Source organism: Acetatifactor muris (assembly GCF_024623325.1).
Taxonomy (GTDB): Bacteria; Bacillota; Clostridia; order Lachnospirales; family Lachnospiraceae; genus Acetatifactor; species Acetatifactor muris.
On sequence record NZ_JANJZD010000050.1, the window covers coordinates 15,673 to 28,345 of the forward strand.

Genomic DNA, 12,673 nt, shown 5'->3' on the forward strand with positions numbered 1-12,673 from the left:
ACCTCCTTTCCGCCCCTCCCGCGTCTGCGGGAGGGGCAAAGGTATGGGTTGTTTCCGGTGCGGGGATTAGCCGAACAGACCGGAGAGCAGGGGTACAAGCACCATGCCGATGAGGGCAACGCCGCCGCCCGCCATGAGCTGTGTTATCCCCAATTAGTAGGAACAATACAGCTTTCTGGCGGGCGGCGGCACGTCAAGAAATATATATGGAGTTTTTAAAGAACCTCCCCGGAGCGGGGAGCGGTCAGCCTGTGACCTGCTCCACTTCCGGTATGGGTTTGAGATTAAAATGAATTTCGATGGAAATGTGTCTTGTCTTGTCGCTGTCTATGGTTTCATGGACAACGATTTCTTTCATCAGGCGGTTCAGGATGGAAGCGTCCAGCACGGTGATGTCCCGGTATTCCTGTATGGATTCCACCCACTGCCTTGCGTCCACGGCAAGCCGGATTTCATCGGCAAGGCGTTTCCGGCCTTCCTCAACCTTGGCTTTTAATTCCGCCTGTTCCTTCTGTGTCTTTTCCAGCAGGAGATTGAAGTTTGCTTCTGTGATTCGTCCGGCTACCATGTCCTCATAGAGCCGAAGCACCATTTTTTCCAGCATTTCAATCCGTTCTTCGTCTTTGGCAAGGGTGCGCTCCATCGCTTCCCGCTGGTCTTTCTGCCTGGCATGGCAGGTATCGGTCAGCCGTCCGGCTACTGCTTCACTGTCTGTCAGGGCAGCGGCGGCGCACTCCCGGATTTTGTTCAGCACAAGAGAATAGAGCGTGTCAAATTCAACCCGGTGCTGTGTGCAGTGCTGCTTCCCATAGGCATTATAGGTCTTGCAGGAGAAAATACGCTTCGGGAACTTCTCATGCGTGGTGCGGATGGTGAGAGCCTTTCCGCACTCCCCGCATTTTATCAGCCCTGCAAAGAGGTTGATTTCCCCGGATTTGCCCGGTCGCTGGCGGGATTTCAGTTTTTCCTGCACAATCGCAAAGTCCTTTTTGTCCACCAGCGGCTCATGCGTCCCCTCCACCACAATCCAGTCCTCCGGCTTCTTATCCCGGATAGTGCCGATTTTAAAGCGGTACTCGGTCTTTTGGGAAGCGATTGCGCCGGTGTAGACGGGGTTCATCAGGATTTCCTTAATCACGGAGAAGTCCCAGACGTACCGCCCGTTTTCCGGGTCTTTCTTTTCCCATTTGGTGCGGATGTTCCGGTGTCCCCGCTTCCGGTTCCACCATGTGGGGCAGGGGATTTTTTGCTGCTCCAGCCTGCGCCGGATGTAGTTGGGGCCTCTCCCTTCCAATGCCCACCCAAAAATCTGCCGGACAGCGGGGGCGGTTTCCCCGTCAATGAGAAGGTGATTCTTGTCCTCCGGGTCTTTCTTGTAGCCAAATGGGGCGATACAGCCGGTGAACTGCCCTTTCTGCGCCTTTAGCACATAGGAAGAATGGACTTTCTTGGAAATATCCTTGCTGTACATCTCGTTCAGGATATTTTTAAAGGGCGCAATGTCGTTGTTGTCCCGCATGGTGTCGATGCCGTCATTCATGGCGATATAGCGCACGCCGTTCCTTGGGAAGAAATCCTCGATAAGCTGCCCGGTCTGCAAGTAGTTCCGTCCTAACCTCGATAAATCCTTTGTAATGACAAGGTTTACCTGTTTCCGCTCAATGGCTTTCAACATCCGTTTCAGGTCGGGGCGTTCCATGTTCAAGCCGGTAAAGCCATCGTCCTGATAGACTGCCGTAACCTCCCATCCCTGCTTCTGGCAGAACTTTTCCAGCATATCCCGCTGGTTCTCGATGCTGGCACTCGTCCCGTCAAGGTCGTCGTCCTTGGACAGCCTGCAATAGATAGCCGCCCGGAAGCTCCCGGCAAGAAGTGTGTCCATCCCTGCATATTCAAAAGTGTTCATCATAACCGTTTACCCGCACAATCCAGACGGAACACGGTCACATTGAACCTCGTCTTTATTATATCTCATTTCTTGTGTTTTAGCAAGATATTCTTTATCTATTTTTCTGCTGTGCTTCTGTGCGATAAGGCTCACGAAAACGTCCGTAGCGTCCAGCTCGCCGTCAAATACTGTGGTGACATGAATCTCTGTTTTATTTTTCGCCATAGGCAGTTGTCCTCCATACATGAAAACAGCCAGACAGGGAAGGTCGGCAACGAAGTCCGGCAACGGGCTTCAAAAAACCTTGGAACGAATCCTTGTCTGGCAGTTGGGTTATTTTATACTTTTTCTTTTATTTTTCTGTTGCTTTGGTTGTTAAAGGGGAGAAAAGCCGATAGTTACGGGATTTTCCCCGGCAACCGGCCCGGCAACGGGATAGCAACGAAGTGTGCAACGGGCTGTCTTTTGCCGGATTTTTTCAGAATGGAAGTTCCATCTGCTCCGGCACCGGCATAAATCCCTCCGGGGTTTTTCCCGCCCCGTTGCCGGTGTCCGTTGTCAAGGCGCAAGCGTCAGCTTTTGCCTTTTGCTCCCGTTCCCATCCTTTTTGTCTGCCGTATCCGGCAAACATCCGGGGATTGGAGAAATACTTCCAGCCGGTGACGCACTGGTTCATTATCTCGTTGATTTCCCGGATTTCCCATTGTTTCGGCTCGTCAAAATCATGGTTCAGGGCTTCTTTGTATAGCTGTTTGGAGCAGACCGTATCGCCGGGGTAGCTGTCAAGGAAAGCCTGTATCATCCCGGCTTTGGTGTCCTCCGGCATAAAGTCCCGCTGATGTTCCTTTAGATAGCGCACCATTTCCGGGCTGAATGTCAGCTTCCATCTGCCGCTTTTGTAAATCTCCATCGCTTCCGCCCACACTTGGTTTAAATAGGCTCTGGAAGCGGCTTCGTCCTCTAAGATATGGATTTGCGCCTGCTCCGGGCATACCTGTATGGGAATAAAACGGCGGTTGCCGGAGCGGTCAAGGGGCAGGAAGTCAAGGGCATTGGACGTGCCGCCAAACACGCACTGCCTTGGGCGGTCTGCCGGGTGGGTTTCGTAGGGTATCTTGTAGACTTCCTTCTGGCGGCTCAAAAATGACTTGATTTCCTCTATGCTCTTTGCGTTTGCGGTGGCAATCATCTCCGACATTTCGATTATCCAGTGACCTTGCAGCTTCCGGTATACGTTGTCATCGTCCAGTTTCCGCAAATCGTCCGAAAACCACTCGTCTTTGACTGCCAGCAGACGGAAGAAGGTGGACTTCCCGGCTCCCTGACCGCCTACCAGACAGAGCATGACTTCAAACTTGCAGCCAGGGGAAAATGCCCGGTGGATGGCTCCCAACAAAAACAGGCGCAGGGATTGGTATGTGTAATCGTCCTCACCGGCTCCCAGAAAGTGACGCAGGCAGGAGCGTATCCGCCCGGTTCCGTCCCATGTCAGGCCGTTTAAATAATCCCGGACAGGGTGGTAGCTGTTCTCATTGGCGGCAAGGTCGGCGGCGTCCTGTATCTTTTTCTCGCTTGTCAGGCCATAGGTCTTTTCTAGATACAGCCGGATATATTTCATGTCCGTGTCGGTCATGGGGCTTCCGGTGGCTCTTTTGTAGCCGATTGGCCTTAAAATATCGGTGCGGTCGGTCAGCAGGTTGTAGGCAACCGCCCCAGAAAGGAGCGGGTCGCACTGGAACACGGTCAGGCAGTTGCTCATGCTGTTGCGGAAGCCGCCTTTCTCGGTGGTTTCCAGCATGGCCTTTACTTCCTCAATGCTCCGGGGCGGCTCTGCGCTGTCTGCCATGTTCGCTATTTCCTGCCGTATCTGGGGCGGTAAGTTCTGCCATCCGTCTTTCAAGGTTCCTCACTTCCTTTCCGTGTCCTGTGATAAGGGCTGCCCGCTCTGGAAGTTCCCCCGATAGAAGTACGTCCATCAGATATTCCAGACGGCTCATGTTTTGCAGGGCTTCTATAAACCGGGGATTCCATGCTTCATCCGGCTGTTTGGGGGCGTATTCTTCCTTCCAGCGGCGCAGAAGATGGTAATAGTCGGACAGCACCCGGAAGCAGTGCCGCTCCATGCGCTTAAATTTCTGTTCCTCCGTTTCCCTCCGCAGGCGTGGCCTTATGGGCTGCTTCCCGGCGTTCCTCCCGTCCTCATAGGGGATGGAGAAGTCCTGTGCCAGCATGAGTGCGGCTTCTTTACTGCCGATACCGTGGAGCCGGGAAACAAAGTCAATCACGTCCCCGGTGGCTCCGCAGCCGAAACAGTAAAAGCGGCGGTCAACCTTCATGCTTGGGTTCTTATCGTTATGGAATGGACAGACGCACATCCCATTCCGGTTTACTTTGATTCCGTAACGCTCCGCAGCCTGCCTTGTGGTGACGGACTGTTTCACGGCTTCAAATACGTTCAATAGGCGTTCCCTCCTGATAATCCCAACGTGAGCGACACAATGTCGTTCACGTTGTCTGTAAATCCGTCTTGTTCAAATGAACAAGCACTTGCCAGCGATTTACAATCACAAAACAAGTGCCTGTTTAAAGTTCCATATTCTGTTGTTTCTGTGTCCGGGGCGGCTGGCGTTTCTCTGCCTGCTCCTGCCGGATGCGTTCCTGCCGCCCTTTCAGGTTCCCCTGTACGGACGGTTTCTTCCCCGGCTCGGCGGTCTGTCGGTACTGCTCGGATGGCAATACCTGATTGAGCCAGCGGCGCACATCCCGCAGCACTTTTACATCTGCCTGAACCGCTTCCAGTTCCTCCCCCTGTTCCGGCAGGGCAGAAGCAAGCTGTTCCCGTTCCGCTTCCAAATCTTTGCGAGAGTAGGAATTGCCTTTCAGGTTGGCTTTAAAATACCGGATGGCGGCATGGTAAGCGTCCAGTTCCTCCCGGTGGCTCTCTGCAAACTGCTCTTTTTTCTTCTTCCAGCCGATAGCGGCGTACTCCTTATGGACTGGCTTGTTTGCTTCGTATTTGTCAATATAGGACAACATGGTGTCGATGGCTTTGATACGCTTCTCGCTTTTTTTCACGCTCTCCATGACAGAAACGGCGGTCTGGCTGATTTCGTCCAGCCGGGTGTCAAGGCTCTCTATGGTGGAGATTCCTTTTTCCCGCAGAAACTCCATTGCCGCCTGTACCCTGTTGAAGTCGGCAACTGTGCCTTTGAGCTTCCCTCTGGAAGTCCAGTCGGCACGCTGTCCGCTCCGCAGTTCTAAATACTGTGAGAGCAGCTCCGGTATGGTCGGTTCCTTCGTCTGCTCCAATGCTTCCATCAGGGCGGCTTTTTTCTCTTTTAAATCGGCAATCCAGCCTTTTAAGTGGCGCACCATCTGGCGGATGGACTGCATGAGGGAGTTGGCGGCTTTGATGTCCCGGTTCAGGTTGCCAACGTTGGTCTGGATTCCTTTCTTCTCCATCTGGCAGGCGGCTGGCCCCATGTGGACGGTGGGGATTTTATCAATCCCCTGTCGGGCATAGGAGCGCAGGTCAAGCCGTTCCGGGCGGTCGTTGGCTTCCAGATAGCGGTTGGCCGTGTCCGCCCATCCCTGCCGCCAGATTTCGGCATACTTCCGGTCGTTCCAGTCTACGGTGTTCTCCTTGTGGCTTTTCCATCTGCCGGACGGGAGCCGGATTCTTTCGCCGTTCCCGTCAAGGTCATATACCTTGTGGCATTTGGGGAGCCATCTGCCTTTTTCGTCCATCGCCCGCATGGTGAGCAGGATATGGGCGTGGGGGTTGCCGTCCCCTTTGTCATGGATGGCAAAATCGGCTATCATGCCTTTGGAAACAAAAAACTCCCGGCAGTAGTCACGGATAAGGTCGGCGTGCTGTTCCGATGGGATTTCCCTTGGGATGGCAAGCACGAACCTCCGGGCAAGCTGGGAGTTCCATTGCTTTTCCTGTGCTTCGGCAGAGTTCCATAAAGTATTGCGGTCTGCATACTCCGGCGGCACATGGGGCGGGAGCATGATTTCTTTGTGGGTGACTTCGTTCTTGTAGGGATAGTGTTTCTGCTCTTGGTCGTATTCAGAGAACAGTTTCTCGCCGCTCTGGTAGGCGGCGGCAGAAACAGCGGATTCATTGTTGCTCCGCTTAATGATTGTGATTTTACAGTGCGGGCATGGCAAGTGTGCGCCCTCCTTTCTCCCGGATTCCGGGCAGAAAAAAAGCAGGAGACCTTTTTTCAGATTTCCTGCTTATTGCTTAATATTCCTTGTTTTTTAGTCTATCAATACAGCTAATATAATACAACAAATATTCTGTATTATTTTCATAATCATATTGACCAATACCTTGCTGAATCACTATTTCTAATTGAAGTTTAGCACTATTGCTTATAACATACCTTGTTCTTAGCTCAAATAAAATATAAACAAATTTTTCATCTTCTAATTTTTCATTATAAGCCTCATTTTTTGATGTAGATAGTAATTTGTATGCTATAAACTCAAAATCTTCTGAAGATAAATGCAAATTGTTATTAGTAATTGCATTTATAGCATTAAATTTTTGGCTTTCTAAAAAGAAATTTGTAAAACTACTTAATGGTATTTCTATAATATCAACTTTTTCAGACAACCATTTCAATGTTTCCTCAAAAGATTTAAAACCCGGAATAATTTGAGATTTATAATTTCTTATAAATTCATATCTTTGCTTCATAATATATATTTTTCCTGCTTAATTAATGGTAACAGTTCCCGAAAATTCTACTCCTGATAACCATGATAGAGATTTCATATTATACCCCTGTAAGCCTTTTGAAGTTACTTTAACTTTTTCAATATCACTATCTAATTTGAAATCACCTATTTTTACAGACCCAACAGACGCAGCGGTTGTATTTTTGGTAGTGTAATTGGTGCCGTCTCCAAATGTTTTATAAACTTTACTTGATAATAGGTTAGCACTTTTAACCTGTATTTTTTTATATCTAAAAGCATTGTACATTTCGTCACCTTCCCACAATAGGTATAACTCACAATCCTCACTTGTGCCATCTCTAATCACGGAAGCATAAATAACGGTTGCCCCTCTGGTTGATTTCTCTTTTGAAAGAGTATAACAATATTGTTCAAAATCTTCCTTACTGTCAAACTGTAAAACTGGAATTTCAACTTGCGTTTCTGTAGAAACTTTATCATTTGTCATTGCAAAAACTGGCATTGAAGATGTAATAAAAAGAACACAAGTTAATAAAAATGTTAAAAACTTCTTCATGGGTATCCTCCTTAATCATTATTACACATAGATTACAATTACGGCTTATTTTATAAAATCATCAGTATCCCTCCCTTTTCCTCTTTTTGTGCATATTCTACTATATTTTTTTATTTATGTCAATATCATTATAGAATAAGCACAACAAAAAACTAATAAATTTATTCGATTATTCAAAGGCAAAAGGGTAGCTGGCGGCAGCCAGTGCAGGGGAAGCGTAGCGTCCCCTGTTTGATTTGGAGCAGACCATGACTGCGGAAAATCACAGCCCTCCGGCAAGGAGCCTTCGGAGAACGCAATTCACCAACCTCTGGGTGGTGTATAATTGCGCCCTCTTTCAGAGGGGGATTTTCCAGCTTGTCGCTTTGGAAGCCAAAATTGCAAGTGGAGTTTATGGCAGTTGGAAATCAGCCGTACCAATTACGCCATAGGCGGCATAAATCAGAACGCGCCCGGCTCGTTCTGATTTTTCACACATGGAAAGCCGCCAATGTGAGCGCGCCTGACTCGTCCACGTTAAAACTTCCCTTGCAAAATCAAGACGCGCCCGGCGCACTTTGATTCTGGAACGGGCTTTTTACCGTTCCTGCTGTTTCGGCTTCTTGTCGGGATAGAGCTTCCCGGCGACAACGGCAGCATGACTCTTTATCTTGATTTCCCCTTCCTGCTCGCTGCGTTTTGCGTTCCGGTAGCCTTCATCGGAGAGGAAGAAACGGAACCGCTCCCCCTTAAAACCGACAAAGCACTGCTTCTGTACTTCCAGCGTAATCATGTGCCGGGTTTCCGGGTGGAACCGTTCTATCCCTAACAGGTCATGCCCCTGCATGATTGGCTCCTGTGCCTTTGCCGCCGCAAGCCGCTGGCGGATGGAATTGTCACGCTCTGCAAGGAACCGGGCTTTTGTGGCGGCAACAAACTGGCTGCACTCCGGCTCCGGTATCTTTTCCAGCTTTCGGATGGCGTTCTCCACGATTGCCTTTGTCAGTAAGTCCTTTATCACCGGCACGGTTTCTTTCATGCCCGCAAGGGTTTCCGCCTTGGTCGGTGCGGCATATTGATAGATGATGTCCAGTTCACTTTTTGAAAATTTCACTCTGCGTCCTCCTTCCAGTTTTCTGCAAGAACCTGTTCCACAAGACGTTTGGTGTCGCTCCGGCAGAACAGGACTTTTAAGATGGTGCTGACCTGCCCATCCGTCACGGATTCCGGGTGGGGGAGATGGCTTTCCAGCATAGCCCCTCTGGTACATAGCCGGTGTGTCCGTTCCTTCCGGTTCAGCGTCTTTATCTGGTGTTCCAGCATTTTCTCCTTATGCTGCGCCCGCCGCAGTCTGGCTTCGGTCTTTTCAATTTCCTGATTCAGTTTTTCCAGCTTTTCATTCATGGGCGGTGTCCTCCTTCGGGAGCAGGATATACATATGGCTGACCTCCCCGATGCCCTGACGGACACGCATAATCATCCCGGCCTGTTCCAGCTCGTTCAGTGAACGCTTGCAGGTCTGGGGGCTTCGGGAGAGTGCCGCCGCTATCTCCATGACGGGGAAGCGGATGAACAGAATCCTGTTGCTGTCCTCGGTTCCCCTTGTCAGGATTTCATCCAACAGGCGGGCGTACATGACCTTTGCCGTATTGCTGACCGGAAGCCGGAGCATTGCCTTTGGGAGCGGCATACAGGGCGGCAGGGGCGTACTGGCTATCATAAATTCACAATTCATTGGATGGTGTCCTCCTTTTGGCTCGTTTGGATTGGTAGCGGGGGCAGTCGATAATGACAGCCCGGAAACCCTGCTTACATTCATGCTGGCATTTCCGGCAGAGTTCATTGTAGCTTCTGCGCCCCCGGTCGTTCAGGAAGAAAGCAAGCTCTTTCTTCAACTTCTTTGACATTCTCGGCATGGTGCCTCCTTCATAGAAAAACCGCCCGATTCAGCAGTAACAGCCGGAATGGGCGGGCAGTGGTTTTTTGTGTATCGTTTCGGGGCGATTTTCAGGGGAAATACAGCCGTAGAGCCGCCCCAAAATCCCCCTTAGTATTACGGACAGGGCAGACTATGCCCCGTGAAATTGTTGTGTTTCGGTATCGTTTCGGTGTTCATTTTGCCGGTTCCCTCTGCTGTCGTTCCTGCCCCCGTCTTTGGCGGCGTTTCGCTCTCCTTGGTACGCTCGTTCCGGTCAGGGTTCCTCCGTTTCCCTGCCGGAAGTCGTTGCGTTACATCGCCGGGGAGCATATCCCATACAGGCCGGTCATTCGATTGGAATAATCCATCGATGAACTGCCTATATCATATGACATTTTTGTACCATGTGCCGTATGTCCACGAATCAGGAATGAAGCCCAAAATCTGAAAAATTCCACGATTGCGGAAAAGGCTTCCTGCTGGACGGGTGCAAAAATCAGATGTGCATTTTGCACTTCTGAAAATCCGGGCAAATCAAAAGCGCATTTTGCGCCTTTGAAAAGAATCACAAAGGGAAATGCGCCCGGCATGGATATGTGGTACAATGGGGATGGCGGCAAAAGCTGGCCGCTGGAAAGGAGCAGGAAGCCATGAAACAGGGGATAACGGTTCAGGAGCGGTTAAAGGATTTAAGGACGGAGCGGCATTTAAAATTAGAGGAACTGGCGGCGGTTACGGGGATTTCCAAATCAGCCTTGGGAAGCTATGAGAATGACGAACTAAAGGAAATCAGCCACAAAAACCTTGTGGAGCTGGCAAAGTTTTACGGTGTGTCAACGGATTACCTGCTCTGCTTGACAGAGAACCGGAACCATCCGGGCATGGAACTTACGGAGCTGCATTTGAGTGACAGCATGGTGGAGCTGTTGAAAAGCGGGCGTATCAACAACCGGCTGCTGTGTGAGATTGCCACACATGAGGATTTTATTACCCTGATGACGGACACGGAAATTTATGTAGATGGTGTGGCAACCGCCCACTTCCAAAACTTCAACAGCCTTCTGGAAGTCCTGCGGGGGCAAGTCCTTTCCCAATATCAGCCGGTGGAGGAAGATGCTGCGTTAAAGGCGTTGGAAGCTATGCAGGTACAGGAAGAAGATTATTTCTGTCAGGTCACGCACCGGACTTGGGACACTATCCTCCATGCCATAAGGGAAACGCACAAGAATGATACGGATAGTGCGCCGGACGGCTCCAATGGCATGAAGCTAATCAAGGACGCAAAGAAGGCGCTGGCCGTGCCGGGTTCCTATCTGGATGTGTTCACTGCCCTGATGTGTACGCAGCTACAAATCCGGTATGAGAAGCTGTCGGAGCAGGAGCGCACGGTTCTGAAAAATGTTATGAAGAAAACTCCGGCATATAAGGATTCACCGTTGAGCAGAATGAAACGGAGATAAGGAAATGCCGTTGCTTGGGATTTTTCCATGCAACGGCATTTTGGGTGGTTCTTATTCAATTTTTAAGCGCACAAACTGGAAGTTGTGTTTTTTACGCTACTTCCTCCCACTTCAACTTTGGATACAGCTCTCCTGTTTTAGCAAAATGGAGAACACATTCAGCAACCAGATTCAAATCATTGAGCGCATTTCGCTTGAGAACTGGAGTCTGTCCGCTGATATTTACAGGAGCGTCCTCTTTGGATGTACCATATTCGGAATTGACAGGCATATACATATGAGCCTCTTCATCTTCACCATATGTGTTAAAAGCCAGAGCCGCCCAATCATTCTCAATATCTACAGATAGAAAATCCTCTTCGCCATATTCATCCAAAGCTAACCATGCAGACCTACAATGATTTTCCCGAATTTTGCACACCAGTTTGTCTACAGTTTCTTGTGTAATAGGTTCCCCTTCACTATTAAGAAAACGAATAGCAAAATCACTCATATAAATTTACCTCCCTATTCCGATTTGTCGATAGCTTCATTATACCGCAGTCACTTTCCAGAGGGAATAGATTTTCCGAAAAAATCATTGTATCATAAACATTATTCTGTTGAATCTGCTCTTGTTCCGTTTTTTGTGATGATAAGCTGCCCCTGCTGGCATTTCACGGTGATTTTGTCCCCTGCGGAGAATCCAGCCTGTTCCAGCCACTTACCTTGTAAAAGAATCTGCGGCGGAGATTGCTTGTAATTGCCACGTCCATAGCATACAGTCAGTTTGCGGTCGTCCATCCGTCCTCCTTCCCCGCTGCCTGTCGGCATACGATTTCAAATACATTCCCGTCCTCTGTCCTGACAGTGAGCAGGCTGTTCCGCTCATCTGCGTTCAGGTCAACAATCCCCATCCCTTCACTGTCGTTTAGTAAATCAAAAAGCCTGTCCCTAAAATAGTTCAGTTCCATTCTGTTGTTCCCCTTTCATAGTTTATAGTCTACTAGCTAATATTATATAGTCTTTTAGAATCTATTGCAATCCCTAAGTGTGATGTAGTCTAAAAGTGTACAAAATAAATGCTAATAGCTTATGAAATGGGTGGCATTATGGAAGGTAAAGGATTAGGCAAACGTATCAACATGGTGAGGAAAGACCGGGGATTCACGGCGGACAGGCTCTCGGAGCTGTGCAATATCAACGCAACTTACCTCCGGCAGATTGAAGGCGGGATAAAGGTTCCCAGTCTGCCCGTATTTATCAATATCTGCAACGCACTGAAAATCTCCCCTGATTATCTGCTGCGGGATGCGCTGGAAGATAATGAGGTCAGCAAGATACGGGAGCTGGCAGAGCTGTGGGAAAGCACGTCGCCCAGCCAGCAGGAAATCGCCGTTGCCATGATTCGGGCGGTATTGGAGCGCAGGGAAGGTTAGAAAGACCAGCCGGGTAGTCGGCTGGTCTTTCCACATCCAATCAAATATAAATCAACTCACTGTTTATGATTTCCTCTGCCCGGTTGCGGATATTGTTCATCCGGCCTACCCATTCAAGCTGGTTCCGGGCTTTCAGTTCCTCGGTCACTCCTTCGGCGGCTTTCATCTGCTCAATGATTAAGTTAAGCCGTTCTTCCGCCTGCTCGTTCAGGTCGGCAAGGTATATCCATAATGTCCCGGTCAAAATAAGGGAACTGTACCGTGCCGGATGCTCCTGTTTGAGATATTCCCGGTGCAGCCTCCCATAGCGTCCGATGGGGCGGTTCTCCTCCGGCAGCTTCAAGTCCGGGATATAGTAATCACCTGCCAGAATATAATCAATGCCGTTCTCTGTGATTCTTTCTTTCAGTTTTTCCATTATCGTTCCCTCCTGTGGCGGAAGGCTCGTCACTGGCCAGCTCAATCACGTCCATAATGCCACAATCCAGTGTTTCACAAATACGGGCAAGTGTGTCCATGCTGATATGTTTCCCTTCTTTGCCCATGTTGGCAATCATATTTGTGGTCAGGCCAGCGGCAAGCCTTAAATCTTCTTTCCTCATGTTGCGCTCTATCAGTGTGTGCCAGAGCGGTTTGTAGCTGATGTGCATGTTTCTCCCTGCCTTTCTGCCCCGGATGGGCGCTTGCCCCCATTATATCAGGTTTCTTGCTAACTCACAAATATTTCTTGACGGTATCGCCGGT

18 protein-coding genes and 1 pseudogene are annotated in these 12,673 nt (G+C 49.5%); 2 read left to right on the forward strand and 17 right to left on the reverse strand.

The genetic code is table 11. The features are described from left to right. Positions 1-66: 66 nt before the first annotated feature. The 12 genes and pseudogenes from NSB25_RS26380 to NSB25_RS26435 form a co-directional block, all read right to left on the reverse strand. Positions 67-150 (reverse strand): annotated as a pseudogene (locus NSB25_RS26380) (Maff2 family mobile element protein); the annotation flags it as partial. A 94-nt stretch (positions 151-244) separates the two neighbouring features. After that, positions 245-1,909: a recombinase family protein gene (locus NSB25_RS26385; RefSeq protein ID WP_103242569.1), complete on the reverse strand. Its 1,665-nt coding sequence runs from the start codon at positions 1,907-1,909 to the stop codon at positions 245-247. 6 nt (positions 1,910-1,915) lie between these two features. Then, the gene (locus NSB25_RS26390) at positions 1,916-2,113 is read right to left on the reverse strand and encodes a hypothetical protein (RefSeq protein WP_103242568.1); all 198 of its coding nucleotides are present in this window, start codon (positions 2,111-2,113) and stop codon (positions 1,916-1,918) included. Positions 2,114-2,366: 253 nt separating this feature from the next. Further along, positions 2,367-3,734, reverse strand: a complete 1,368-nt coding sequence (locus NSB25_RS26395) for a virulence-associated E family protein (protein WP_172455318.1) — start codon at positions 3,732-3,734, stop codon at positions 2,367-2,369. Beyond that, positions 3,700-4,347, reverse strand: a complete 648-nt coding sequence (locus tag NSB25_RS26400) for a CHC2 zinc finger domain-containing protein (RefSeq protein WP_103242566.1) — start codon at positions 4,345-4,347, stop codon at positions 3,700-3,702. Before NSB25_RS26400 ends, NSB25_RS26395 begins: the two co-directional genes overlap by 35 nt. Before the next feature lie 124 nt (positions 4,348-4,471). Continuing rightward, positions 4,472-6,061, reverse strand: coding sequence for a MobQ family relaxase (mobQ, locus tag NSB25_RS26405; RefSeq protein WP_103242565.1), 1,590 nt, complete (start codon positions 6,059-6,061; stop codon positions 4,472-4,474). Positions 6,062-6,137: 76 nt separating this feature from the next. After that, positions 6,138-6,596 carry a hypothetical protein gene (locus NSB25_RS26410; protein ID WP_103242564.1) on the reverse strand — a complete coding sequence of 153 codons (459 nt, stop codon included), beginning with the start codon at positions 6,594-6,596 and terminating at the stop codon, positions 6,138-6,140. An 18-nt stretch (positions 6,597-6,614) separates the two neighbouring features. Next, the gene (locus NSB25_RS26415; RefSeq protein WP_103242563.1) at positions 6,615-7,154 is read right to left on the reverse strand and encodes a hypothetical protein; all 540 of its coding nucleotides are present in this window, start codon (positions 7,152-7,154) and stop codon (positions 6,615-6,617) included. 577 nt (positions 7,155-7,731) lie between these two features. Beyond that, positions 7,732-8,247 (reverse strand): DUF5720 family protein, encoded by a 516-nt coding sequence (locus NSB25_RS26420; protein WP_103242562.1) that lies wholly within the window; start codon positions 8,245-8,247, stop codon positions 7,732-7,734. Next, complete coding sequence (locus tag NSB25_RS26425) at positions 8,244-8,537, reverse strand: DUF3847 domain-containing protein (protein ID WP_103242561.1); 294 nt, start codon at positions 8,535-8,537, stop codon at positions 8,244-8,246. Before NSB25_RS26425 ends, NSB25_RS26420 begins: the two co-directional genes overlap by 4 nt. After that, positions 8,530-8,868 (reverse strand): MarR family transcriptional regulator, encoded by a 339-nt coding sequence (locus NSB25_RS26430; RefSeq protein WP_103242560.1) that lies wholly within the window; start codon positions 8,866-8,868, stop codon positions 8,530-8,532. The genes NSB25_RS26425 and NSB25_RS26430 overlap by 8 nt, the downstream gene beginning before the upstream one ends. Continuing rightward, positions 8,858-9,049, reverse strand: a complete 192-nt coding sequence (locus NSB25_RS26435; RefSeq protein ID WP_103242559.1) for a hypothetical protein — start codon at positions 9,047-9,049, stop codon at positions 8,858-8,860. Before NSB25_RS26435 ends, NSB25_RS26430 begins: the two co-directional genes overlap by 11 nt. Before the next feature lie 652 nt (positions 9,050-9,701). On the opposite strand from NSB25_RS26435, the gene NSB25_RS26440 reads away from it, so the two are divergent. After that, the gene (locus NSB25_RS26440) at positions 9,702-10,511 is read left to right on the forward strand and encodes a helix-turn-helix domain-containing protein (RefSeq protein ID WP_103242557.1); all 810 of its coding nucleotides are present in this window, start codon (positions 9,702-9,704) and stop codon (positions 10,509-10,511) included. 91 nt (positions 10,512-10,602) lie between these two features. Here NSB25_RS26440 and NSB25_RS26445 read toward each other — a convergent pair whose 3' ends face one another. From NSB25_RS26445 to NSB25_RS26455, 3 genes are all read right to left on the reverse strand, one after another. After that, entirely contained in the window at positions 10,603-11,004 is a 402-nt protein-coding gene (locus tag NSB25_RS26445; protein WP_103242556.1) for a hypothetical protein, read from the reverse strand. A 101-nt stretch (positions 11,005-11,105) separates the two neighbouring features. Then, complete coding sequence (locus NSB25_RS26450; RefSeq protein WP_016292393.1) at positions 11,106-11,294, reverse strand: SymE family type I addiction module toxin; 189 nt, start codon at positions 11,292-11,294, stop codon at positions 11,106-11,108. Next, complete coding sequence (locus NSB25_RS26455; RefSeq protein WP_103242554.1) at positions 11,276-11,464, reverse strand: hypothetical protein; 189 nt, start codon at positions 11,462-11,464, stop codon at positions 11,276-11,278. The genes NSB25_RS26450 and NSB25_RS26455 overlap by 19 nt, the downstream gene beginning before the upstream one ends. 138 nt (positions 11,465-11,602) lie before the next feature. On the opposite strand from NSB25_RS26455, the gene NSB25_RS26460 reads away from it, so the two are divergent. Continuing rightward, a complete protein-coding gene (locus NSB25_RS26460; RefSeq protein WP_103242553.1) occupies positions 11,603-11,929 on the forward strand; it encodes a helix-turn-helix domain-containing protein in 327 nt (108 codons plus the stop codon). 40 nt (positions 11,930-11,969) lie between these two features. Here the strand turns inward: NSB25_RS26460 and NSB25_RS26465 are convergent, their stop codons facing one another. Then, positions 11,970-12,347 carry a TnpV protein gene (locus NSB25_RS26465; RefSeq protein WP_103242552.1) on the reverse strand — a complete coding sequence of 126 codons (378 nt, stop codon included), beginning with the start codon at positions 12,345-12,347 and terminating at the stop codon, positions 11,970-11,972. After that, positions 12,307-12,579 (reverse strand): helix-turn-helix domain-containing protein, encoded by a 273-nt coding sequence (locus NSB25_RS26470; protein ID WP_004060877.1) that lies wholly within the window; start codon positions 12,577-12,579, stop codon positions 12,307-12,309. The genes NSB25_RS26465 and NSB25_RS26470 overlap by 41 nt, the downstream gene beginning before the upstream one ends. Between the last annotated feature and the right edge of the window lie 94 nt (positions 12,580-12,673).

Excerpts from the sequence above, each read along its gene's own strand:
- NSB25_RS26430 (WP_103242560.1), bottom strand. The coding sequence starts at position 8,868 with ATGAATTGTGAATTTATGATAGCCAGTACGCCCCTGCCGCCCTGTATG.
- NSB25_RS26390 (WP_103242568.1), bottom strand. The coding sequence starts at position 2,113 with ATGGCGAAAAATAAAACAGAGATTCATGTCACCACAGTATTTGACGGC.
- NSB25_RS26395 (WP_172455318.1), bottom strand. The coding sequence starts at position 3,734 with ATGGCAGACAGCGCAGAGCCGCCCCGGAGCATTGAGGAAGTAAAGGCC.
- NSB25_RS26465 (WP_103242552.1), bottom strand. The coding sequence starts at position 12,347 with ATGGAAAAACTGAAAGAAAGAATCACAGAGAACGGCATTGATTATATT.
- NSB25_RS26385 (WP_103242569.1), bottom strand. The coding sequence starts at position 1,909 with ATGATGAACACTTTTGAATATGCAGGGATGGACACACTTCTTGCCGGG.
- NSB25_RS26470 (WP_004060877.1), bottom strand. The coding sequence starts at position 12,579 with ATGCACATCAGCTACAAACCGCTCTGGCACACACTGATAGAGCGCAAC.
- NSB25_RS26460 (WP_103242553.1), top strand. The coding sequence starts at position 11,603 with ATGGAAGGTAAAGGATTAGGCAAACGTATCAACATGGTGAGGAAAGAC.
- NSB25_RS26445 (WP_103242556.1), bottom strand. The coding sequence starts at position 11,004 with ATGAGTGATTTTGCTATTCGTTTTCTTAATAGTGAAGGGGAACCTATT.
- NSB25_RS26415 (WP_103242563.1), bottom strand. The coding sequence starts at position 7,154 with ATGAAGAAGTTTTTAACATTTTTATTAACTTGTGTTCTTTTTATTACA.
- NSB25_RS26410 (WP_103242564.1), bottom strand. The coding sequence starts at position 6,596 with ATGAAGCAAAGATATGAATTTATAAGAAATTATAAATCTCAAATTATT.
- NSB25_RS26435 (WP_103242559.1), bottom strand. The coding sequence starts at position 9,049 with ATGCCGAGAATGTCAAAGAAGTTGAAGAAAGAGCTTGCTTTCTTCCTG.
- NSB25_RS26450 (WP_016292393.1), bottom strand. The coding sequence starts at position 11,294 with ATGGACGACCGCAAACTGACTGTATGCTATGGACGTGGCAATTACAAG.
- NSB25_RS26425 (WP_103242561.1), bottom strand. The coding sequence starts at position 8,537 with ATGAATGAAAAGCTGGAAAAACTGAATCAGGAAATTGAAAAGACCGAA.
- NSB25_RS26455 (WP_103242554.1), bottom strand. The coding sequence starts at position 11,464 with ATGGAACTGAACTATTTTAGGGACAGGCTTTTTGATTTACTAAACGAC.
- NSB25_RS26440 (WP_103242557.1), top strand. The coding sequence starts at position 9,702 with ATGAAACAGGGGATAACGGTTCAGGAGCGGTTAAAGGATTTAAGGACG.